Source organism: Pseudomonas sp. Irchel s3b5, assembly GCF_900187435.1.
Classification (GTDB): Bacteria; Pseudomonadota; Gammaproteobacteria; order Pseudomonadales; family Pseudomonadaceae; genus Aquipseudomonas.
The window spans coordinates 81363-103812 of the sequence record NZ_FYDY01000020.1; the positions used below are offsets into that span (position 1 = coordinate 81363).

At 59.9% G+C, this 22450-nt stretch carries 24 protein-coding genes; 12 read left to right on the forward strand and 12 right to left on the reverse strand.

The genetic code is table 11. From position 1 onward, the window contains the following. Nucleotides 1-80: 80 nt before the first annotated feature. The gene (locus CKW15_RS19650) at nucleotides 81-1178 is read right to left on the reverse strand and encodes a PLP-dependent cysteine synthase family protein (protein ID WP_177408820.1); all 1098 of its coding nucleotides are present in this window, start codon (nucleotides 1176-1178) and stop codon (nucleotides 81-83) included. A gap of 247 nt (nucleotides 1179-1425) precedes the next feature. Between CKW15_RS19650 and nhaA the strand changes: the two genes are divergently transcribed. From nhaA to CKW15_RS19675, 5 genes are all read left to right on the forward strand, one after another. Beyond that, the gene (nhaA, locus tag CKW15_RS19655; RefSeq protein ID WP_095058743.1) at nucleotides 1426-2616 is read left to right on the forward strand and encodes a Na+/H+ antiporter NhaA; all 1191 of its coding nucleotides are present in this window, start codon (nucleotides 1426-1428) and stop codon (nucleotides 2614-2616) included. A gap of 116 nt (nucleotides 2617-2732) precedes the next feature. After that, complete coding sequence (locus tag CKW15_RS19660) at nucleotides 2733-3959, forward strand: colicin E3/pyocin S6 family cytotoxin (RefSeq protein ID WP_095152606.1); 1227 nt, start codon at nucleotides 2733-2735, stop codon at nucleotides 3957-3959. 7 nt (nucleotides 3960-3966) lie between these two features. Then, nucleotides 3967-4221 carry a colicin E3-like toxin immunity protein gene (locus tag CKW15_RS19665; protein ID WP_095058745.1) on the forward strand — a complete coding sequence of 85 codons (255 nt, stop codon included), beginning with the start codon at nucleotides 3967-3969 and terminating at the stop codon, nucleotides 4219-4221. 101 nt (nucleotides 4222-4322) lie between these two features. Beyond that, nucleotides 4323-4376, forward strand: coding sequence for a hypothetical protein (locus CKW15_RS28850; protein WP_256580346.1), 54 nt, complete (start codon nucleotides 4323-4325; stop codon nucleotides 4374-4376). 19 nt (nucleotides 4377-4395) lie between these two features. Next, a complete protein-coding gene (locus CKW15_RS19675) occupies nucleotides 4396-4650 on the forward strand; it encodes a pyocin S6 family toxin immunity protein (protein WP_095058746.1) in 255 nt (84 codons plus the stop codon). Between the two features lie 62 nt (nucleotides 4651-4712). Here the strand turns inward: CKW15_RS19675 and CKW15_RS19680 are convergent, their stop codons facing one another. Further along, the gene (locus CKW15_RS19680) at nucleotides 4713-5177 is read right to left on the reverse strand and encodes a glycine zipper 2TM domain-containing protein (protein ID WP_095058747.1); all 465 of its coding nucleotides are present in this window, start codon (nucleotides 5175-5177) and stop codon (nucleotides 4713-4715) included. Nucleotides 5178-5344: 167 nt separating this feature from the next. Between CKW15_RS19680 and CKW15_RS19685 the strand changes: the two genes are divergently transcribed. Then, nucleotides 5345-5581, forward strand: a complete 237-nt coding sequence (locus CKW15_RS19685) for a hypothetical protein (RefSeq protein WP_095058748.1) — start codon at nucleotides 5345-5347, stop codon at nucleotides 5579-5581. Nucleotides 5582-5586: 5 nt separating this feature from the next. On the opposite strand, the gene pdxH is transcribed toward CKW15_RS19685, so the two are convergent. The 5 genes from pdxH to dinG all read right to left on the reverse strand — a co-directional run bounded on the left by pdxH (nucleotide 5587) and on the right by dinG (nucleotide 13482). Next, nucleotides 5587-6234, reverse strand: coding sequence for a pyridoxamine 5'-phosphate oxidase (pdxH, locus tag CKW15_RS19690; protein ID WP_095058749.1), 648 nt, complete (start codon nucleotides 6232-6234; stop codon nucleotides 5587-5589). Nucleotides 6235-6258: 24 nt separating this feature from the next. After that, nucleotides 6259-7338, reverse strand: a complete 1080-nt coding sequence (locus CKW15_RS19695; protein WP_095058750.1) for an OmpA family protein — start codon at nucleotides 7336-7338, stop codon at nucleotides 6259-6261. Between the two features lie 112 nt (nucleotides 7339-7450). Next, nucleotides 7451-8596 (reverse strand): serine hydrolase domain-containing protein, encoded by a 1146-nt coding sequence (locus CKW15_RS19700; protein ID WP_095058751.1) that lies wholly within the window; start codon nucleotides 8594-8596, stop codon nucleotides 7451-7453. A 161-nt stretch (nucleotides 8597-8757) separates the two neighbouring features. Continuing rightward, nucleotides 8758-11241 carry a beta-galactosidase gene (locus CKW15_RS19705; RefSeq protein ID WP_095058752.1) on the reverse strand — a complete coding sequence of 828 codons (2484 nt, stop codon included), beginning with the start codon at nucleotides 11239-11241 and terminating at the stop codon, nucleotides 8758-8760. A gap of 96 nt (nucleotides 11242-11337) precedes the next feature. Further along, complete coding sequence (dinG, locus tag CKW15_RS19710; RefSeq protein WP_095058753.1) at nucleotides 11338-13482, reverse strand: ATP-dependent DNA helicase DinG; 2145 nt, start codon at nucleotides 13480-13482, stop codon at nucleotides 11338-11340. A 99-nt stretch (nucleotides 13483-13581) separates the two neighbouring features. Here dinG and CKW15_RS19715 point away from each other — a divergent pair, with 99 nt between their 5' ends. After that, the gene (locus CKW15_RS19715; RefSeq protein ID WP_095058754.1) at nucleotides 13582-14046 is read left to right on the forward strand and encodes a CopD family protein; all 465 of its coding nucleotides are present in this window, start codon (nucleotides 13582-13584) and stop codon (nucleotides 14044-14046) included. Nucleotides 14047-14208: 162 nt separating this feature from the next. Here CKW15_RS19715 and CKW15_RS19720 read toward each other — a convergent pair whose 3' ends face one another. The 4 genes from CKW15_RS19720 to CKW15_RS19735 form a co-directional block, all read right to left on the reverse strand. Next, nucleotides 14209-14967, reverse strand: a complete 759-nt coding sequence (locus tag CKW15_RS19720) for a hypothetical protein (protein WP_095058755.1) — start codon at nucleotides 14965-14967, stop codon at nucleotides 14209-14211. Further along, nucleotides 14960-15238 carry a DUF1145 domain-containing protein gene (locus CKW15_RS19725; RefSeq protein WP_095058756.1) on the reverse strand — a complete coding sequence of 93 codons (279 nt, stop codon included), beginning with the start codon at nucleotides 15236-15238 and terminating at the stop codon, nucleotides 14960-14962. Before CKW15_RS19725 ends, CKW15_RS19720 begins: the two co-directional genes overlap by 8 nt. 148 nt (nucleotides 15239-15386) lie before the next feature. Continuing rightward, complete coding sequence (locus CKW15_RS19730) at nucleotides 15387-16109, reverse strand: OmpA family protein (RefSeq protein WP_095058757.1); 723 nt, start codon at nucleotides 16107-16109, stop codon at nucleotides 15387-15389. An 89-nt stretch (nucleotides 16110-16198) separates the two neighbouring features. Continuing rightward, a complete protein-coding gene (locus CKW15_RS19735; RefSeq protein ID WP_095058758.1) occupies nucleotides 16199-16885 on the reverse strand; it encodes an OmpA family protein in 687 nt (228 codons plus the stop codon). Nucleotides 16886-17074: 189 nt separating this feature from the next. Here CKW15_RS19735 and CKW15_RS19740 point away from each other — a divergent pair, with 189 nt between their 5' ends. The 4 genes from CKW15_RS19740 to CKW15_RS19755 are packed head-to-tail and all read left to right on the forward strand — an operon-like array spanning nucleotide 17075 to nucleotide 18796. Continuing rightward, nucleotides 17075-17572, forward strand: coding sequence for a DUF6231 family protein (locus tag CKW15_RS19740; protein ID WP_095058759.1), 498 nt, complete (start codon nucleotides 17075-17077; stop codon nucleotides 17570-17572). Nucleotides 17573-17576: 4 nt separating this feature from the next. Continuing rightward, the gene (locus tag CKW15_RS19745) at nucleotides 17577-18053 is read left to right on the forward strand and encodes a YchJ family protein (RefSeq protein ID WP_095058760.1); all 477 of its coding nucleotides are present in this window, start codon (nucleotides 17577-17579) and stop codon (nucleotides 18051-18053) included. Nucleotides 18054-18092: 39 nt separating this feature from the next. After that, nucleotides 18093-18578 carry an LEA type 2 family protein gene (locus CKW15_RS19750; RefSeq protein WP_095058761.1) on the forward strand — a complete coding sequence of 162 codons (486 nt, stop codon included), beginning with the start codon at nucleotides 18093-18095 and terminating at the stop codon, nucleotides 18576-18578. A gap of 5 nt (nucleotides 18579-18583) precedes the next feature. Then, on the forward strand, nucleotides 18584-18796 hold the full coding sequence (locus tag CKW15_RS19755) for an SEC-C metal-binding domain-containing protein (RefSeq protein WP_053155520.1): 213 nt from the start codon (nucleotides 18584-18586) through the stop codon (nucleotides 18794-18796). A gap of 42 nt (nucleotides 18797-18838) precedes the next feature. Here CKW15_RS19755 and CKW15_RS19760 read toward each other — a convergent pair whose 3' ends face one another. Next, nucleotides 18839-19396, reverse strand: a complete 558-nt coding sequence (locus CKW15_RS19760) for a cysteine hydrolase family protein (RefSeq protein WP_095152607.1) — start codon at nucleotides 19394-19396, stop codon at nucleotides 18839-18841. A 243-nt stretch (nucleotides 19397-19639) separates the two neighbouring features. On the opposite strand from CKW15_RS19760, the gene CKW15_RS19765 reads away from it, so the two are divergent. After that, nucleotides 19640-22090 (forward strand): penicillin acylase family protein, encoded by a 2451-nt coding sequence (locus tag CKW15_RS19765; RefSeq protein ID WP_095058763.1) that lies wholly within the window; start codon nucleotides 19640-19642, stop codon nucleotides 22088-22090. The last annotated feature ends 360 nt before the right edge of the window (nucleotides 22091-22450 follow it).

Here is a 22450-nt window from a genome sequence, read left to right on the forward strand (position 1 = left end):
CGATAGCGGTGGATCAGCCGACATTCATGCTGAATCCGAACCCGTCTCGCCGGCAAGCCAGCTCCTACAGGTAATGGGTGTCAGATATTGGCGCGCAGCACGCTCGCCGGCAACGGCTCGCCCCGCTCCACCGTCGCAGCCACCGTGGCAATCAATCCACTCAGTTCATACCCCTGAGCCTTGAGCCAGGCCTGATCGTAATAGGTCGTGGCATAGCGCTCGCCGCTGTCACACAGAATCGCCACCATCGACCCCGCCTCCCCGGCCGCCTTCATGTGCTGAGCCGCCATCAATGCGCCGATCAGGTTGGTCCCGCTCGACCCGCCCACATGCCGTCCCAAGCGCTCCGCCAGGTAATGCATGGCCGCCAGTGACAACGCGTCAGGCACCTTGACCATCGCATCGATCACCTTGGGCAGGAACGAGGCTTCCACCCGCGGCCGTCCAATGCCCTCGATCCGCGAACCGTGATCAAGGCGCAGGCTGGCATCGCCGGTCTGGTAGTAATCGAAGAACACCGAGCGCTCGGCATCGGCACACAGCACACGGGTGTCGTGCTGGCGATAACGTACGTATCGGCCCAGTGTGGCCGTGGTGCCGCCGGTACCGGGGCTGGAAATCAGCCAGCTCGGCTCGGGATGCTGCTCGAATCGCATCTGATGGAAGATGGACTCGGCGATATTGTTGTTGGCCCGCCAGTCGGTGGCGCGCTCGGCATAGGTGAACTGGTCGATGAAATGCCCGTCGTGCTCACGCGCCAGGCGCTCGGATTCGGCGTAGATCTGGGTCGGGTCGTCGACCAAATGGCTTTGGCCACCGTAGAACGCGATCTGCGCGATCTTCTCTTTGGAGGTGGTGGCAGGCATCACCGCAATGAACGGCAAACCCAGCATGCGTGCAAAGTAAGCCTCGGAAATGGCGGTCGAGCCACTCGACGCTTCGATGACCGGCGCACCGGGTTTGAGCCAGCCGTTACACAGCGCATACAGGAACAGCGAGCGCGCGAGGCGATGCTTCAGGCTGCCCGTGGGGTGGCTGGACTCATCCTTGAAGTACAACTCGATGCCCGGAAAACCCGGCAGCGGCAAGGGGATCAGGTGGGTGTCGGCGCTGCGCTGGAAATCGGCTTCGATAATCCGGATCGCCTCGCGGGACCACTGTCGGTTGTCGCTCATGATGGGGTTCTCGTTGAATCAGGCAAAAATCGGCGTTGTTAAAGGGCTCAATCAACAAGCTTAGGAAAAATCCTGCAGCCGGCACAGATACAGCTGAGGTCCAATACGCCAGACAACTGCTAGGCTCATGCCCGAGCCATCTGGACGTTCTGTAACGGCATATAACAAAAAAGAATATAACTTTTGTTTTAACAACTAACAGTACTTGTTAGGGTGTAACACCTTTTGAATTCACGGATGGAGAGCGACCTTGCCTCTGCGTAGCACTTTCACGCGTTTCTTTCAGTTGGAAGCTGCCAGCGGTCTCTTATTGATCGCGGCTGCCGTTCTGGCTCTAGTCATCAACAATTCGCCACTGTCGTGGCTCTACACCGGGCTGCTGGACACCCCCGTCGTGGCCCAGATCGGCGCCCTGAAAATCGCCAAGCCGGCGCTACTGTGGATCAACGACGGCCTGATGGCGTTGTTCTTCCTGCTGATCGGCCTGGAAGTGAAACGCGAAGTCCTCGATGGCCAACTGTCCAAACCGTCGCAGATCGTATTGCCCGGTACCGCGGCCATTGGCGGCATGGTGGTGCCCGCGCTGATCTATTGGTTCCTCAACCGCGATAATCCAACCGCCCTGAGTGGCTGGGCAATTCCGACCGCTACCGATATCGCCTTTGCCCTCGGCGTTCTCGCGCTGTTGGGTAAACGTGTTCCGGTCTCGCTGAAACTGTTCCTGATGACCCTGGCGATCATTGACGACCTTGGCGCAATCATCATCATCGCGATCTTCTATTCCGGCTCGCTGTCGACCCTGTCCCTGACGTTGGCCGCAGCCTGTATCGCGACATTGATCGCGATGAACCGACTCGGCGTGGTGAAGCTCGGCCCCTACATGCTGGTTGGCTTGATCCTCTGGGTTTGCGTACTCAAGAGCGGTGTCCATGCCACGCTGGCTGGCGTCACTTTGGCGTTCTGCATTCCTTTGCGCACGAAAAACGCTGAGCCGTCCCCTCTGCTCAACCTTGAACATGCGCTGCACCCCTGGGTGGCCTACGGCATTCTGCCGCTGTTTGCGTTCGCCAACGCCGGCCTGTCCCTGAGTGGCGTGACCGTCGAAAGCTTCACCCACGACGTACCGATGGGCATTGCGGTTGGTCTGCTCCTCGGCAAAACCGTCGGCGTGTTTGCGCTGACGTGGTTCGCCGTCAAAATCGGTATTGCCACCCTCCCTCAAGGCGCCAATTGGGGCCAGATCCTGGGCGTGGCGATCCTCTGTGGCATCGGCTTTACCATGAGTCTGTTTGTCGGCTCCCTGGCCTTCGAACCAGGCGTCAGCGACTACGCCGGCATGGACCGCATGGGGATTTTGACCGGTTCGATTCTGGCAGCGTTGATCGGTTATGCCGTGACGGCGATGGCGAGCCGCAAAAGCACCGTCGTGGCTGCCCGATAAACAGCGACAGTTCCTAGCGTCATCCCGGACGCGTCCTACAGTCACGATCAAGCACCTTGGTTAACGTCGTGCAGCCCCTTCGCGGGGCTGCCGATGGACGTAACCAAGGATGATCAGTGGCTGGCAACAAGAACATTCCCCTCATCAGAAACCCGCCTCAGGGCGATGGGCATCACGTCACCTATCGCCCGATGACGGCCCGCGAACTCGCAGCACGGGACGCCCGGCAAAACGCCTACGAAACAATGCTCGCCCGGCAGCAGGCGTTCGAAGACAGCCTCACGGTAGCTGCAAAAAAGGAAGAACCGACGCACGCAGGCTGCGTGTTCGCCAAGTCCTGCAACCTGCCTGACGCCATCATCGACTACACCAACCCTTCAGGAATGGTGCCGACCGACAGTCTCAAGGATTACGGCGACATCGCCTGGCTCGGCGGGCGTAATGTCGACGACGACGGCCTGCTGAATCTGGAAACCATCAGCGGCAGCACTGTCGCGCTTGGCGTCGGGCGTCTGGCCCTGAGTGCCCCGAGTCTCGCCGCGCCGGTCATGGGTGCCATTGGAGCTACGGCGAGCGCTACCTTGACCGGGTTGGTCGCCCTGTTCTGGGCCCCGAGCCTGGGCGACAGCGCCCTCTACACCGAAGACCAACTGCGCAACCTCAAACAAGCCCGCACCCGCGTGCGCCTTCAGATCGAGCAACAAGCAGACGGCAGCCTCAAGGGTTACGGCTTCTACACCGGCAGGAACCTCGACTGGGAAATGGTCGATGTCGTGCAGATCACCGCCCGGGGCAGCCAATTCATCGCCGACCTCGGCGAAGGCATCGAACTGATCTGGACCCCGGCCGAAGACGGCACCAACACACTCGGCATCCCCGCCCTGCAAGCCGCCCCACAAGCGCCGCACATCTGGGTCTTCCCACCGACCAAAGCGGCGGACGACATCATCGTCAACCCGGTGTATCCGCCTGACTACAAGGATTTCATTCTTGTGTTTCCGGTGGGGGCGGGGGTTCGGCCGGTTTATGTTGTGGTGAGTGTTTCTGGCAGAAAACTCCCTAATCCAGAACATGGATATCACCCAGCTCCGGAAACAGAAGAAATTACAGGTTTTTCAAGTCTGAAAAAGGTGAAAAACAAAACTCCCAAGCAAGGAGGTGCGGGTCTCCGAGAGCGCTGGACTGATGCCAAAGGTCGAAAAATCTACGAGTGGGACTCACAACATGGAGAACTGGAAGCCTATCGTGCGAGTGATGGAAGTCACCTAGGCTCTTTCGATCACTTAACAGGTAAACAAATCGATCCACCCAAGAAAGAACGCAACATCAAAAAGTATTTGTGAGGCAGCAATGGGACTGAAAGTCAGATTGGATTGGTATAACAGGGACACAGAAATAGCAGAAGGGCAGGAATACTCTGCGGACCTTGGCGACGATTTTTCAATTATCCAAACTTTAGGTCTGCTGGATGAAAAGGAAATCTATGATGGCGGATTTGATGTTTCGGCGGGTTGGGTGGTGGCACTTCAGTGTCTATTCAAGCATCGAATCGATATTTCCACCCATGACTACCAAGTAGCATTTCGTTATCGAAAACCATGGTAGCCGGGAGATTAAAATGCATTCTATAAACTCGCCCCAGACTCAAAAAGCGGCGCTGTTGAGCTTTACGACAATCAGGTATTCACCTAGGTGAGATCAATCACATAACCGGTGAGCAAACTAAAAAAGCGAAGCCCGGCAGAACGACACCAAAGTGACCACAGAAAGAGATCAAAAATGCGCTACCTATCCATCACTGGCTTTTACCCGGATGAGAAACAGGATGACTCATTGCAATTCGAGCTAACTATAAAAAACTACGAATTAAATCAAGCTCTGGCACAACTCACGGAATCGAAGACACTTGAGGAAATAGAGCCCGGAGAGTTAGAAATGACAAAAGTTCAGGTCAGGCAAGCTGCCAAGCTGCTCAATGTCGATTTTCCAGAAGACTTGGAATACTTCATAGGCGCCCGGAACGCCTCCAAATAACTCAAGATAAAAACCCCGACCAGTTACCTGATCGGGGTTTTGTTTTTCACCCTACCTTCCGCTTAGTGCGAAACGCGGCTGGTCCCGTCAACAGTGGAGATGCGTACGCGCTCGCCAACGCGGAACACTTCGTTTTCCTGAACCTGTTGCACGTAGGCGCGCATGCTGCCGTCGTCTTCGCGCACGGTGATTTCCACGCCCTGGGTACGGGTCAGGCCTTCTTCTGCGGCCGAGCCGATCAGGCCACCGGCGACTGCGCCGATGACCGCGGCGACGATGCTGCCACTGCCGCCGCCAATGGTGCTGCCACCAACGCCGCCCACCACTGCGCCTGCTGCACCGCCAATCGGGGTCTTGGTGCCTTCGATTTTGACAGGACGCAGGGCTTCGATGGTCCCCATGCGAATGGTCTGCACGCGACGTGCTTCGTCACGGGAATAGGAGTCACCGGTCAGGCTTGATTGGCAACCGGTGAGCAACATCGCCATCGTGGAAAAGACAGCAACCAGCAGAACAGACTTACGCATAGCATCAACTCCAAAGGACAGGTATTCATTAAACTCCGCAGCTTGACGCCTGTCACGGCACGGCCCGGATAAAGTTGTTTTGATTCAGGCTGTGTTAAGTCGCCTTCACGAACTCACCGCACAGTGCGGCAAAATCGAAAAACTGCGCCACTGGCCCAAGGATTCATATGGACTACTTTATCATTGTCGCCACAACCGTCGCCGGTCTGTACTTCCATTGGTGGTTGTACGTGCGGATCAAACGCTGGATGGACCGCGATCTGGCCCTGTCGTTGGCGGGTACAGACGAGCAGAAAAAAGTCTTCATGCTCGAACAGCTGGCAAACGCTCAGGCGCAGAAGATCAATCGTCGAGACCTGTCGAAGTGGCTTGAGGCCGCTGCGGCAGGTTATCCCGATCGGTAGACTGCTTAGGGTGCCAGACGTTCAAGAATCCAGTTGGAGTCTTGTAGACGGTAGTTGAGGCGGTCGTGCAAGCGGCTCGGGCGCCCCTGCCAGAACTCGATGCGCTCGGGTAACAGGCGGTAGCCGCCCCAGTGTTCCGGGCAATGGGGCTGGGCATCGCTGAAGCGTTGCTCGGTGTCCTTGAGCAATGCTTCCAGCTCGGCACGATCAGCGATGACACGACTTTGCGGTGAAGCCCAGGCGCCCAGACGGCTGCCCAGCGGGCGAACCTGATAATACGCGTCGGACTCCTGCGGCGTGACCTTCACCACCCGTCCTTCGATGCGCACCTGGCGTTCCAGGGCCGGCCAGAAAAAGGTCATGGCCGCGAACGGGTTCGCAAACAGGTGCTTGCCCTTGGCGCTGTCGTAATTGGTAAAGAAGGTGAAGCCCTGCTCGTCCAGGCCTTTGAGCAGCAGAATGCGACAGTGCGGTCGACCGTCGGGGTCAACCGTGGCCAGGGTCATGGCGTTGGCTTCCACCGGTGCCTGTTCGGTTTTCACCGCGTCGGCGAACCACTGGTGGAACAGCGCAAACGGCTCGGCCGGGGCTTGCGCCTCGGTCAGGCCATCACGGGTGTAGTCACGACGCATATCAGCCAGGCCCTGGGTCATGGCGCATTCCTTTTGGTTAACGAATCACTTCTTTGCAGTATCGGTGGTGGCGACTTTCTTGTCAGCCGCGGAGGCCTTGGCCGGGCTGGTCTTTTTCGCCGGGGTAGCAGTTTTGGCAGGGGTTTTCTTGGCCGGTGCCTTTTGTGCCGGGGCTTTTTTCGCCGCTGGGACGCTGGCTTTTTTAGCGGCAGGTGCCGGTGTCACAGGCTTGGCGACGGGTTTGATGTCCTGCGCAGCGACCAGCGTGACGGGGCTCGGTGCTGGCATGTTGTACTTGCTCAGCAACGCAACCATGGTGTTTTGCGGCGTCACCAACAGTTCCACACGGCGGTTCAGCGCACGCCCTTCCGCGCTGTCGTTGGCGGCGCGCGGCGCATCGCTGCCCATGCCACGCAACATCAGACGGTCACGTTGCAGGCCACTGAGACGGAAAATCGCGGCGATAGACCGGGCACGGTCCTGGCTGAGCTTGATGTTGGCCGGCGCTGAACCGGACGTGTCGCTGTGACCGAGGATCAACACCGCAGTTTTCGGATCGACTTCGAGGATTTTGGCGACGCGGGTGAACGGGCCGAGGGTGACCGGCAGCAACATGGCCGGGCGATCCGGATTGAATGAGCCTTCGACCGGCGCCGTCACGACCAGCACGTTTTCGCGGCGTTCGAGTTGCAGGTTGCTGCCCTTGATCGCTTCGCGCAGACGCGGTTCGTAGTCGTCCAACCAGGCCTGGGTAACTTTCGGATCAGGCATCGGCACGGCTTTAGCGGTGCTTTGCTCGCTACCACCGAACGGCCACCACCACTGGCTGCCGGTATCGGCTCCGGTCTTGGCCACGGTGACGGGCTTGGCTTCAGGTTTCACTTCGGCTTTGGTTGCCGGCTGGTCGGAACCGAACGGCCAGTACCACGGGCTGCTGGTGTCAGCCTTGGCCACCGGTGCGGTTGCCGCTGGTTTCAATGGCGCCGGGGCCGATTCTTTTGCTGCGACCTTGTCGGAGGAGCCGAACGACCACCAGCTACCGCCATCGGAATCTTTTTGTGGAGTCTGTGCGCAGCCGGTAATAGCGAAGCACAGGGCCAAGGCGAGGGTTTTATTGGATGACATTGGATATCCACAAAAATGAAGTCAAAAAACATCAGGCCACAGCGGCCCGCTAAACGGAGGTTTGAAACTGAAAAGACGTTCGGGTTCCAATCCTGGAACCCTTGAGCGATTCTTACAGACAGGTGGCCAGAACCCGCACCAGCTTTTGCGCACGCGGGTCCATCAAGACGTACGGTCCCAGGGTATTTGTCACAAAACCGAAGGCCACATCGTGCTCGGGGTCGGCAAAACCGATGGAGCCACCGGCACCCGGGTGACCAAAGGCCCGAGGACCCAGACCGAACGTTGCATTAGGCACGTCAGGTTGATCGAGCATGCAACCCAGGCCGAAACGGGTCCGGGTCAGTAAAGTCTTGTCTTCGCCGAGGCTGTGTTCGCGGGTCAGCTCGTCGAGCATCTCGCTTTCCAGCAGGCTGCCGTCGAGCAGTCCGGCGTAGAAGCTGGCAAGGCTACGGGCATTGCCATGACCATTGGCGGCCGGCTGCTGCATGCGTCGCCATTCCGGTTTGTTGGTGCTGGTCATGATCGACGGCGGATTGGTGAAAGCTCGGGTGGTCATGGCCGTCGGCTCACGCATGGTCACTTGCAGCAGGCGCTGGGCCGCCGCATCGCCGACGTTGCCTTTGCCGCGAGCGATGTGTGCCACGCGATGGAACTCCTCGTCAGCCAGACCAACGTGAAAATCCAGACCCAACGGTTTGGCAACCCGGGCCACAATGGACTCACCCGGCCCACGACCATCAGCACGTCGCAACAACTCGCCGATCAACCAGCCGTAAGTGATGGCCGCGTAGCCGTGGCCTTCACCCGGCGTCCACCACGGTGCTTCGGCGGCCAGCGCATCGACCATGGTTTGCCAATCGTAAAGCGCTTCAGGGGCCAGCAACTCGCGCAGCGCGGGCAATCCGGCCTGGTGGCAAAGCAGTTGGCGCAGGGTGACGGATTCTTTGCCGGCAGCGGCGAATTCCGGCCAGTAGCGCGCAACCGGCGCATCCAGTTGCAGCTTGCCTTCAGCCACCAGTTGCAACGCGGTAACGGCGGTAAAGGTTTTGGTGCAGGAGAACAGGTTGGCGATGGTATCGCTGTGCCAGGCTTCGGCACCGTCCTTGTCAGCGGTGCCGGACCAGAGGTCGAGGACGGTTTCGCCGCCGACCTGGATGCACAACGCCGCGCCACGCTCCTGAGGATCGTCGAACAGCGCCGCGAACGCCTCACGCACCGGCTCGAACTTAAGCTCGTAATGACCCTGAATCTGCACCCGTAACTCCCCGGATTAACGCTCTACAAAGTGGCGGGCATTGTTCCAGCCCTTGAGGGTTTTGGGAACAGGGTTGGGCTGGATGGTCAATTGAGGGCCAAGATCGAAAGATCGCAGCTTGCGGCAGCTCCTCCAGGTGCTGCCGCAGGCTGCAAACGGGATCAATGGCCTTTGCCGGAATGTCCACCCGCGCCCTTCCCCGGTCCTTTGCCGGCATCGGCTTTACGCCCGCCCTCGGCATCGTGGCTGGCTTTGTCGGCCTCGGTCGCCGCTTTCTCGGCTTCTTTACCCATTTTATCGACCGTCGCCAGATTGCTTTTGCGCACACTGTCGACGAAGCCCTGGAACGGCAGGTCGGTGATCCCCACCAGACCGAAGTGGCCGTTTTCCCCATCAAGCAGGCGACCGGTCACCGGTTGGTCGAGGTACTGGAACCAATGCACGCCGACAATCGACGGCTCGCTCATCGCTTGCTTTAGGAAGTTCGCATAGGCCGGGCCACGGTCCTCTTCTTTCGCCAATTGCGTGACACCACCCCAGAACGGACCACGATCAGCCGAACCGAAATTGAACTCGGTAATCAGCACCGGTTTGTCGAGGCTGCGCAATTTGGCGAAGTCATAACCATCCTGGGGTTGCAGCGTGTACATGTTGAAACTCAACACATCGCAATACTGGGCGCAGGATTCGACTGCTTCCGGCGTGGTGATGGCGAAACGGCCGCCGAGCAATAACTGGTTCGGCGCGTGCCACTTGAGCGAATCGGAAATGGTCTTGAAGTAAGCGTCGGCGAAGACCTTCTGGAAGTATTTGAAGTCGGCTTCGATTTCCGGATATTCGGCGCTTGGCATCGGTGGCACGAAACCCGGGTCTTCCATCAATTCCCACGCGGGCAAATCGATGCCCCACGCTTTCGACAGGCCGGCCTGGTTGCGGTACTTATCGCGCAATTGCTTGAGGAACGCACGCTTGGCCGGGACGTCGGTGGTCATTTTCAAGGTGCCGTAGGCCAAGGCATAACGGTCTTTCGGATCATCGCCAGGACCGGCCCAGGCCAGTTCATTGTCGGCGTAATAACCGATCAGCCATGGGTCGTCGCGGTGATCGCGAGCGGCAATGGCCACGGCGCGTTCCGTGGCCATGGCGAAGCGCGGGTCGAACGGATCAGGCATGCCACCCCACCAATCGCTGCCAGTGCTGATGCTGGCGTAATCACCGACGATCGATAACGGCAAGGTGTACGGCACGCGATCGGCATTACCCAGCGCCGGCGCACTCCAGTTTCCGATCGTGTTGAAGCCCCAGGCTTGCAGGCGATCGAGTGTGTGGCGGGCCCAGCGCTGCTCGTCAAAAACCGCCTTGCAAGGCTCGACAGCAATTGGCGCTGGCGCTTTCGCTTCAGTTTGGGCAGCTTCAGCGACACCGGCTTCAGGGCTCGGCGGCACAACCGCTGGTTCAACGGCTTTCTCTGCCGTGGCCTCAACTGCATCAGCCTTGGCCGCAGCAGCGACGCCCGCCTTGGTGTCACTGCCCAGTGCGCAAGGGTCGCCATACAAACGCTGCAAGTTGGCCCCGTAAAAATCGTACCAGCGCCCGGCGTTGTAGCCGCGTCCCAAGTCAGCACCGTTGCCGCCCCGGTTGTCGCCTTCGCCAAAGTGGCTGGCCAGGTTTTCGTCAGCCTTGGGCAGGGATTCGAACATCCACTCGCGACCGGCCACGTAGGTCTGGTTGACGTCCGGGGTGACGGTGTTGACGCCCAGCGAATAGAACGGATGGCCCTCCGGCGTCACCAGATACCAGCGACCGTCGCGCTTCTCGGTGCGGAAAAAGCCGCTAGCCTTGAACGATTGACCTTTGTTCAAGCCGCCAAATTTGTCCAGGGACGACTTTTCGCGCTCGGCCAGCCAGGTTTTCAGTTGTTGCTGTTCCTTGGCGGCGGCGCTTTTCAGCTGCTCGTCAGTGCTGATTTTTTCCGGCCACTTGGCCCGCGTCGATTGACCGTAAGCATCGACCAATCCGCCATACACGGTTTGGGTCACCGACTCGCCGTCCTGCACGCCAAAGCGTTCCAGCAAAATACTTTGCGCGACGTTCGGCTGATCCATCGACACACTCACCGACACCACTTGGCCACGGTCCAGCGCGCCAGCACTGCTGGCCAACAACACACGCTGGCCGTCGATCGTCATCGGCATTGGCGGGCCGGCCTTCATGCCCAGGCTCAACGGTGAAGTCGGTTGCAATGGCACCAACAGCGTTTGCGCGGGGCCGGCCGGCAGGTCGACGCGGCTGACCAGCGTCTTGCCGTCATTGCTCTGGATCGTCACGTACAGGGTCAGGGCCCAGTCCATCGCACTCTGGACCCGCAAGCTCATGAAACCCGATTGCGACCAGTCCCAGGCACCGCTCTGCGGACTCAGGCGCAAGGTCGGCCGCGCGACCGGGTTGAACGTTACCCGCCGCAGCACTTCGCCCTCGGGGGTTTGCTCGGCGTTGGATTGCGGCAGGCTGGCGTCCTGAGTCGCCACCTGAACCACGTCGGCGGGGCGCACAAAGTTGAACAGCGTTTGCTGACCGGCGGGAGCGGCCAGCAAAGGTGTTGCGAACAACAGGGCAAAAACAGCGGGCAACGAACGGCGAATCATGAGAACGAAATTCTCCCTAACGACCTTCAATGGGCCTGTGGAAAAGCGATGGCTGAAAGATAGACAACGCAGTGGGCGAAACCGCCCACCGGAGTCTCAGGAAATTTCGCGGCGGAAAGGAGGCAATGCATTGAGGATCGCCTTGCCATAACGCTGGGTGACCAGGCGTCGATCGAGCAAGGTGATGGTGCCGCGGTCTTCTTCGGTACGCAGCAAGCGTCCGCAGGCTTGAACCAGTTTCAGCGAGGCGTCCGGTACGGAGATTTCCATGAACGGATTACCACCACGGGCTTCGATCCATTCGGCCAGCGCGGCTTCGACCGGGTCATCCGGTACCGAGAACGGAATCTTGGCGATGACCACGTGCTCGCAATAGGCGCCGGGCAAGTCGACCCCTTCGGCGAAACTCGCCAGGCCGAACAGCACGCTCGAATCCCCGCCATCGACCCGCGCTTTGTGCTTGTTCAGGGTTTCCTGTTTCGACAGGTTGCCTTGAATGAACACTTGCTTGCGCCAGTCGCGGTCGAGTCCGTCGAACACGTCCTGCATCTGTTTGCGCGAGGAGAACAGCACCAACGTGCCCCGCGAGCCTTCGACCAGTTCCGGCAAGTCACGAATGATCGCGGCGGTGTGCGCGGCGGCGTCACGGGGGTCGGCGTTCAGGTTCGGCACCCGCAGCACGCCGGCATCGGCATGGTGGAACGGGCTCGGGACCACGGCGGTCACGGCTTTTTTCGGCAGCCCGGCGCGCATGCGGAAGCGGTCGAAAGTGCCGAGTGCAGTCAGGGTCGCCGACGTGACGAGACAGCCATAGGCCACGTTCCACAAATTGCGCCGGAGCATTTCCGCCGCGAGGATCGGGCTGGCGTTGACCTCAATGTCGAACAGCGAACCGCTTTCGGCCAGGGTCAGCCAACGGGCCATGGGCGGGTTGTCCTCCGGGTCTTCAACGGTGAAGGCGGTCCACAATTCCCAGTTGCCCGAAGAGCGGGACAACAGGCTGCCGAACAGTGGATACCATTCTTCGGCCTGATTGCTGGCGATGCCGATGTTGACCTCGCCGTCCATGCCTTCCTTGAGCAATTCGGTGAGGCGCGTGAACAGGTCGGTCAGGCGCGCGAAGCCTTTCTTCAGCTCGATGCCCATTTCACGCATGTGATCGGGAATCACCCCGCCGACAAACCGGTGACGTGGCCGCTCGCGACCTTCGACGTCTTCGCCGGGTTTGAAATCGGCGATCTGCTCGCAGGCCGTGAACATGAATTGCTGCTGGGTCTTGATCTCTCGCGCCAGCTCCGGCACCTGCTCGAGCAACTTGCCCAAGTCGCCCGGCAAGGGATGCTGGGCCAGCAACTTGGTGAGGTTCTTCGCGGTGGTTTCCAGCCAGTCGGCCGTGGAGCGCAGGCGGGTGTAATGGGCGAAATGGCCGATGGCCTTGTCCGGCAGGTGATGACCTTCGTCGAATACATAAATGGTGTCGCGCGGATCCGGCAGCACCGCGCCGCCGCCCAGGGCCAGGTCGGCCAGGACCATGTCGTGGTTGGTGACGATCACGTCGACCTTGCCCATGCCTTCGCGGGCCTTGTAAAAGGCGCACTGGCCGAAATTCGGGCAATGACGGTTGGTGCACTGGCTGTGGTCGGTGGTCAGGCGCGCCCAATCGGCGTCTTCCAGCGCGGTGGACCAACTGTCGCGGTCGCCGTCCCACTTATTGCCGGCGAGCTTCTCGATCATGCTGGTGAACAGCTTCTGACTGGCTTCGTCGACTTCGATCTTGAAGCCTTCTTCTTCGAACAACTGAGCGGTGGCGGTTTGCGCGTGACCTTCCTGGAGCAACATGTCGAGCTTGGACAGGCACATGTAGCGCCCACGCCCCTTCGCCAGGGCGAAGCTGAAATTCAGCCCGCTGTTGCGCATCAAGTCAGGCAGGTCCTTGTAGACGATCTGCTCCTGCAACGCGACGGTCGCAGTGGCGATCACCAGGCGCTTGCCGGCGGCCTTCGCCGTCGGAATCGCCGCCAGGCTGTAGGCCACGGTCTTGCCGGTACCGGTGCCGGCTTCCACCGCGACAATCGCGGGGTCGCCACTGCGCCGGCCTTCGTCGTCGGTGTCGATATCACCGAGGACTTTGGCGACTTCGGCGATCATCAGGCGTTGGCCGTAGCGCGGCTTGAGGCTCTTGGCTTCGAGAAAACGCGAGTAGGCGCCCTGGATCGTGGTTTTGAGTTCAGTGCTGATCATGGATTGTCGGGCGCAAAAAACGCTGGATAAATTTTCAGTGGTTCGGTTCGGCGGCTATCATACCCCGCTAATGAATCCCGCGCAGAACGGAGTACCTCAATGACACCTTTTAGCCTCATTTATAGCCTGCATGTCGTTGCCTCACTGGTGTGGGTCGGCGGCATGTTTTTCGCCTGGATGGTCCTGCGCCCCGCAGCGGTGACGGCACTGGAAGGCCCTGCCCGGCTAAAGCTGTGGGTAGAAGTGTTTCAAGGTTTTTTCCGTTGGGTCTGGGTGGCGGTCGTGCTGTTGCCGGTCAGCGGCGTGGGCATGCTGCACATGCACTTCGGTGGCTTTGAGACTGCGCCACGTTATGTGCAGGTGATGATGGGTTTGTATGTGGTGATGACGGCGTTGTTTATCCGGATTCAGGCGCTGATGCTGCCGGAACTGCGCACGGCCGTGGCCGAGCAGGATTGGCCCGCGGGTGCAGCGGTGCTGGGGCGGATCCGCAAGCTGGTGGGGATCAATCTGCTGGTGGGGTTGGTCGTGGTGGCGATTGGTGCGGCACGGCCGATGTTTTGAATCTATCGAGCGTTTGTGGCGAGGGAGCTTGCTCCCGCTCGGCTGCGAAGCAGCCGTAAACCGGTGAACGCGCTCATCCTGAAAAAAATACATTATCCGGATTCGGGGCTGCTTCGCGCCCCAGCGGGAGCAAGCTCCCTCGCCACAGAGTCCTGGCTGGATTTACAACCGCTGCACAGTCACCGAGCCCGCCGCGCCTTCCGGTCCTGGCTGACCATCCGCTCCAGGTTTGCCGCCCTTGCCGCCGTCGGCCTCGTAAACGAGGCAACCCTTGGCTTTGCCACCCGCCCCCGGTTTGCCGCCAGGGCCGGCCAGGCCACCAGCACCACCGGCCACCTGAACCTTGATCCGATCGGCCGGGTAGTCGCGCGGCAATGTCAGTTTGACCAGTGCCCCCGGCGCGCCGGCCTGACCATTACTGCCGTCGCTGCCATCGGCACCACGACCGGCCTGGCCCCAAGTGCAGCCCGGATCCTGACCGTTGGCCCCGTCGAGGCCCACAAACCCCGGAGCTCCTGCGCCACCGCGAGCGTCCACCTGAAGTTGCGATGCATTCAGGGTCTTGATCTGTAAATCCAGGTTTCGTCCGGAACGGGCAGCCTTCTGATACGTCCCCGGCGCACCGCGCGCCGTGATCTGGCTACCCTCGGACAAATCAGCCCGATGGACCTTCAACGCCAACGTCTGTTCGCCGGGCACAATCGCAATGCGTGCGTCACGCCCCAAACGCAGTTCGCCCACGGAGACTTCGGTCACGTTCGAGGGGATCAGCAAAGTGCCGTAATCGGCGACGTCCAGGCGTTCGAGTTGCAGGGTGCTGGCGGTGTTGGGCAACCGCATCAGCGAGTTGGTTTCGACGCTCACCACCTGTGCGCAGGCCAATGGACTGATGAATACGGCGAGCAGACAGAGTTTACGCATGGGAAGCCTTCGGTGCGGTGGGGGCAGGAATGGTTTGCAGATGGAAAACGCCGAAAATGACAATCTTCAGGCGATCGCGCCAAGGGTGGGCGCGTCCTTTGAGGCTGCGATTGCACAGCAGCACTTCAAGCAGATGAAAGAATGCCAGGAGGCCACCGGCCAGATTGACCAGATGGTGCAGCGGAAATACAAACGGCATGAGCAGATTGAACAGCACCACCAGCCAGAACATCAGGGTCAGTAACTTCCCCAGCCCCCATAACGCCTTCATACGCCCCCCCGATGAGAATTATTATTTGCACGCACAGTAACGGCTTCCACGCAGGATAAGCCAGAGGGCAATAGAAAATTCTTCATGAAGGCCGCCAAATGGCCGTCGCGACGCTCAAAAATATCGTCCGACGGCTCTATTTCAAGGCTCAGCGGTTGACGTGAAGTTCTACGCGACGGTTCTTCGCGCGCCCCTCCTCGGTTTCGTTATCGGCAATCGGCTCGCTCTCACCTTTGCCTTCGCTGGTAACTTTGTTCGGCGCCACACCCTGGCTCAACAGGTATTCCGCCACGCTGGTGGCACGTCGCTCCGACAAGGCCTGGTTATAGGCATCCGCACCCACGCTGTCGGTGTGGCCAACCACTTTCACGCTCACCACGCTGGCGTCCTCCAGCTTGCCCATGATCGCATCCAGCTGGCTCTTTGCCGTAGGGGTCAGATCGGCCTGGTTGAACGCAAACAACACTTCGCCGGCATCGCTCAGGGTGATGACTTCAGATTGCGCAGGAGTGGGGGCGGGAGTCTCGCTAACTGCGTTCTGCGGCAACGGACAACCGCGATGATCGACCGTGGTATTGGCAGGAGTATCGGCACAGCGGTCACGTCGATCGAAAACGCCATCGCTGTCTTCGTCGCCATCCTGTGCATAGCAGATCAAGCCACCGGCCAAGATGCCCAGCGCAGCTCCACCACCGGCCCAGCCGGCACTTTCGATTGCACCAAGGCCTCCACCGACCAGCCCGCCAATAAGACTGCAGATCGGCCAGGTTCGTTGATTGAGGGGGGCAGTGCCATCACTGTGAGTGGCGCAGCCCGTCAACAGGCTGCCAAGTAGCAGAACCGGCAATACGGTCCTTGTGAGAAAGATCATGTTGAAAGCTCCTGTGTCACCGGCCAATACCGGTTACACAGGAGTAAAGACCCGCATCCGCGACTGCACAAGGCGCGGATGCGAAGGGATTAACGCTGGATTTTGATTTCCGTGCGACGGTTCTGTGCACGACCGTCATCGGTTGAGTTGTCCGCTACCGGCTGGCTTTCACCGGCACCGACAACCGACACGAAGTTGCTGCGAGGTACGCCTTGCTCGATGAGGTATTCAACCACCGAGTGAGCGCGTTTATCCGACAGTTTCTCGTTGTAGGTGTCGCTGCCCACGCTGTCCGTATGGCCGGTGACAGTCAATTGAGCAGTCGGAGCTTCGGCTTTCAGGCGAGTGGCTATCTTGTCGAGTACCGCTTTGTCAGACTCGGTCAGTGTGGCCTTATCAAACTGGAAGTGAACATCGCGAATGACGATGGTTTCTTCCTTGACTACAACCACTTCTTCAACCACTGGTGCAGGTGGGCAACCGTCAGCGTCGACCTGTACGCCTTTAGGCGTGCCCGGGCACTTGTCGCGGCTATCCGGCACACCGTCGCCGTCTTCGTCGCCATCACCGTGAACCCAGCAATAAGCCGCTGCCGTACCGCCGACAAGCAGAGCACCATACCCTGCCCATGCCGAACTTTCGGTCGCACCGAGACCGGCGCCCACGACACCACCAACTGCCGCACAGGTCGGCCAGTCGGTTTTCTGCAAACCTGCGCAACCAGTCAACAGACTGGTTAGCAGGACCAAGGGTAATGCTGTCCGAACTATGCTCATCGAGTTTTCTCCTGAAGGATCGGCTTAGAACCGATTCAGCTAGTAAAGACCCGAGTTTTAAACTCCGCCAGCAATGGACCACGCTGTTTATTCTTGTATTAACGAGAGGTTGGCGCATTTGTCGTCAAGCCGCTCTAGGCCCGAACGTTCGAGCAGGCTAGTCTTGACGGATCTGATTGAGGAACTTCGATGATTGCAGGTATTTCTTCACGCACGCCCCAGCAGGCACTGGCCGCTCTACTTGACCGATATGCCCCCGCGCGCCTGTTGCTGATCGGCGCCAGCGAGTTCCCGGCGCTGGCAGCGTTCAAAGCGGCCCACCCGGACAGCTGCGTCGCGTTCGCCGCACCGGGGCCATTGCCTGCCGAGCTGGCGGCACGGCGTTTTGACCTGGCCCTGGTGGTCGATTGCCTGGAGCATCTGCCCAAGCGCGAGGGTCTGAACCTGTTGGGCGGCATCCGCAACCTCAACGCCAGTCGCATAGCGGTATTGGCGGACCTGACGGCCTGCGGCTGGCAGGAAACGGACTTTTTCTCCCTGGCGCTGCAAGCCAGCGAGCGCTTTGCCCGTGACGAACAGGTATTGACCCTGTTCACCTACGATCTGCTTGAATACAAACAAGTGCCCGACTGGCTCAATTCACGCTTTTGGGCCAATCCGGAAAACTTCGGGAAATACTGGTGGTAATGCAATGAGTACATCCATTTGTCCCTGCGGCAGCGGCACCCTGCTCGACGCCTGTTGCGGTCATTATCATACCGGTCACCCTGCCCCCGGCGCCGAAGCCTTGATGCGTTCGCGTTACAGCGCCTATGTGCTGGGCTTGATCGATTATCTGGTGGCCACGACCTTGCCGGCGCAACAGGCAGGCCTTGATCGTCAGGCAATCAGTGACTGGAGCGCCCAAAGCACCTGGCTGGGGCTTGAAGTGGAAAGTTCGGAAGTCCTGGGCGGCCAGCCCGAACATGCCTTCGTGACGTTCACCGCGCGCTGGCATGACAGTCATGGCGAGCACAGCCACCGCGAGCGCTCCTCGTTCGTGCAGAACACCGGGCGCTGGTATTTCATCGACCCCACTGTGCCGCTCAAAACCGGGCGCAATGATGCCTGTCCATGTGACAGCGGACAGAAGTTCAAGAAGTGCTGTGCAGGTTACTTCGGCGCATGAGATGAAGGGACTAGACTGGCCTTAAGGGAGAACCTCGACATGACCAGTCACAGACGTTTCTTGCAGACCTTCACGCTGTTTTTGTTCCTCGGGCTCGGGGGCTGTGCGTCCTGGTTCAGCAGCGACGAGCCGGATCCCGAGGTCCACCTGGTAAAAGTCGAAGTCGTGCGGGCCAGGCTGCTTGATCAGAAATTCATCCTGCACTTTCGCGTCGACAACCCCAACGACAGCGACCTGACGGTGCGCGGCCTGGAATATCGCATTCACCTGGCGGACATCTTGCTGGCCGAAGGCGAGCATGAACAGTGGTTTACGGTCCGCCCCAAACACAGCGTCTACTTCAAGGTGCCAATCCGCACCAACCTGTGGCCCAGGGTCAAGGATCTGGTCAAACAACTCAAAAACCCCAAGCAAGGCATCCCCTATCGTCTGGAAGGTGAAATGGAAACCGGTTTATTCATCGCCCACTACGTGCACCTGACGCGTAATGGCGTGATAATCCCCGCCGATTTAATTCCGGAGTAACCCCGATGACCCAGCAACCCCACGTCCATGGCCCTGACTGCAACCACGATCATGACCATCACCAGCATGATCATGATCACGACCATGGCCATGTCCACGGTCCGAACTGCGGCCATGCCCACCAGGAGCCGGTGCGCAACGCCCTGAAAGACGTCGGCCGCAACGACCCTTGCCCATGCGGCAACGGCAAGAAATTCAAGAAGTGCCACGGCGCTTGATGCCGTCCCTGTAGGAGCGAGCTTGCTCGCTCCTACAAGTGCTTAGTCGGCTGACAGGATCTGCGCGCTGCTTGCAACCGTTGCGTATTCGCCATGCAGATTGCCAAGCGACATCGCATGCACCTCCTCGGCTGAATGGGCATGGCCATAGAAGTCAGCCTTGTCGAAGGTAAAGCACGCATCCTCCACCACCCACGCATCAAACCCCAGATTTCCAGCCGAGCGCGCCGTGGACTCCACCGAGTTGTGCGTCGCGACGCCGACGATCACCAATTGCCCGATCCCCGCTTCGCGCAACCCTGACGCCAGCTCAGTTGAACAAAACGCATCCGGCACCTGTTTCTGGATCAATCGCTCACCTGCACCCGGCTGAAAACGCTCCTGAAACTCCACTCCCGATTGCTGCGGCCAGAACACCGAATCCTCTGACCGGGACAGGTGTTGCACATGGATCACCGGCCGACCGGTGCGTCGCCAATGGCTCAGCAACTCCAGCATGCGCTCTTCAGCCTGGGGATTATTCCTGCGACCGAGTCTGGGGTGAAGGATGCCTTTCTGTTGATCGATGATGATCAGTGCTGCGTTTGTCTTGAGCTCCATGCCGACTGTTCTCCAGGATATTGTGCCTGCTGCACTTCAGCATCACCGGTTACAGGCTGGCAAGTCACTTGAGAATCAAAAGATCGCAGCCTTCGGCAGCGCCTACGCGAGATCGGCGTATCACTGCCGAAGGCTGCGATCTTTGACAAATCCAGAAATAACCTCTTGCCCCGCTTGCGCGGCCATCGCCTGCTCACTAACGTAGCGGCTTTATTGCGCCACCACCCCCGCAGGAGCTTTGCCATGGCCTCGCCAGCCCTTACTCATTTTCTACCCCAGTTCGGCGTTGCCGCAGCAGTGGCCGGCGTTTTGAGCCTGACCGGTTGTCAGACTTTCAACGCCCAGGACACCCTCCCGCCGACCTCTGGCATGCAGCCGCTCAAGGGTCTGGCGCAAAACGTTTCCGTGCGACGCAATGCCATGGGCATGCCGCTGATCGAAAGCAACAGTTTCCACGACGCACTGTTCGCCCTCGGTTATGTGCACGCCAGCGACCGCATCACGCAAATGGCCACCCTGCGCCTGCTTGCTCAGGGCCGCCTCTCCGAAATGCACGGCGCGGAACTGCTGGATGCCGACCGCTACATGCGCGCCGTCAACCTGAAGAAAAATGCCGGTGAGTTGTACAAAGCGTCTTCGCCGCGGCTCAAGCGCTTCTTTGAAGTCTATGCGCGCGGGGTCAATGCTTACCTGTTCCGCTACCGCGACAAGTTGCCGGCAGACCTTGCCGCCACCGGTTACAAGCCTGAATACTGGCAGCCGGAAGACTCGGCGCTGATTTTCTGCCTGCTGAACTTCAGTCAGTCGGCCAACTTGCCGGAAGAAATCTCCTCGTTGGTGCTGGCGCAAACGGTGACCACCGACAAACTCGCGTGGCTGTCGCCGTCCGCGCCCGACGAAAAACTGCCTGCGGCCGAAAGCGAAAAGCTGCAAGGCCTCAAGCTCAACGGACAAATCCCGGGGCTGGCGCAAATCAGCAAGGCCACCGCACAACTGTCTGACCTGAACCTGCTGGGCGCCACTTCGTCGAACAACTGGGCCATCGCCCCACAACGCAGCCGCAGCGGTAAAAGCCTGCTGGCCAGCGACAGCCACGGCCCGCTGGGCGTCCCGTCATTGTTCAGTTACGTGCAGATCCGCGCGCCGAAGTATCAGGCATCCGGTGTGACCATCGCCGGCTTGCCGATGGTACTGGGTGGTTTCAACGGCAAAGTGGCGTGGAGCATGACGTCCGTCATGGGTGACAACCAGGATCTGTTCCTGGAGAAAATCAAACGCCAGGGCAACGCCATCACCTACGAAAACGCCGGCAAGTGGCAGCCAGTGATCGTGCGCAACGAGACCTATTTCGTCAAAGGCCAGCGACCGATTCGCGAAGCGGTCTACGAAACCCGCCATGGTCCGCTGCTCAACAGCGCCCAAGGCACCACGCTGGCCAATGGTTTTGGCCTGGCCTTGCAGACGCCAAGCTTCACCGATGACAAAACCCTGGATGCGTTCTTCGACCTGACCCGCGCCCAGAGCGTCGAGAAAGCCTCGGACGCCAGTCGCGAAATCCGCGCCATCGCGTTGAATCTGGTGTTTGCCGATGCCAGCAACATTGGCTGGCAAGTCACCGGCCGCTACCCGAACCGGCGCGAAGGCGAAGGCCTGCTGCCCTCGCCGGGTTGGGAAGGTCGTTACGACTGGGACGGTTATGCCGACCCGATGCTGCACCCCTACGACCAGGACCCGGCCCAAGGCTGGCTCGGCACCGCCAACCAGCGGGTTATCCCCCATGGTTACGGCATGCAACTGTCCAACTCATGGTCGGCACCGGAACGTGGCGAGCGCTTGGCTGAACTGGCCGGCGCAGGCAAACACGACAGCCGCAGCATGATCGCCATGCAGTACGACCAGACCACCACCTTCGCCGCCAAACTGAAGAAAATGTTCGAGGCGCCGGGCATGTCCCAGCCACTCAAGCAAGCCATCGACGCGCTGCCGGTGGCCGATCGCGCCAAGGCACACGAAGCCTTCAGCCGCTTGATGGCCTTCGACGGCAAACTGGGCCCGGCGTCCACCGACGCGGCGATCTACCAGCTGTTCCTGCAAGAAAGCACCCGGCAGATTTTCCTCGATGAACTGGGCCCGGAAAGCAGCCCGGCGTGGAAAGCCTTTGTCGCAGATGGCAAGTTGTCCTACGCGGCGCAAGCGGATCACCTGCTGGGCCGCGAAGACAGCCCGTTCTGGGATGACGCACGCACCGCGCAGAAAGAAGACAAACCGGCGATCCTCGCGCGCAGCCTTGCGGCAGCGATCAGCGCGGGCGACAGCCAGTTGGGCGGTAATCACAAGGCCTGGCAGTGGGGCAAACTGCATCGCTATGAATGGAAGAACGCCGGCGGCCAGACCGTGCGTGGCCCTGCTCCGGCGGGCGGCGATCACACCACCCTCAACACCGCCGCGTTCGCCTGGGGCCAGGACTTCAATACCACGCTGGCACCGGCCATGCGCCTGATCGTCGACTTCGGCCAGTCCGAACCACTGATGGCCCAGAACGGCACCGGCCAGTCTGGCAATCCGGTCAGCCCGAACTACCTCAACAGCGTCGATCCGTGGCTCAAGGGCCAGTACATGAGCCTGCCGATGCAGCCGCAAAACTTCGACAATGCCTATGGCAAGTCGCGGTTGACCCTTACCCCCGGGAAATAACCTCCGCCCTTAGTGGGAGCGAGCCTGCTCGCTCCTACAGGGGACGGTGATGGGTCCCGAAGATGTGTACTGCCCCATCGGGGATTTCTACATCGACCCGCGGCGACCGGTCGAACGCTCGGTGATCACCCGGTTTCACCGCTGGTAGAGGGTTACAGCGGGTTCGACCTGCAGGATCTGCTCGGATAAGCCTTTGGCCCACTTCGGATTCGATTCTTTTCGTGCCAATCCGGTGCGGCCATTTCCTTGCGCCCGTTTTCGTGCATAAATCGTGCTCCGGCCGTTCGTCGCGCACCTTTTAAAACGCTCGTTCGCCACTCTGGTTCGGAAATTGCTACTTTCTTAAGGTCTTACGCGTTC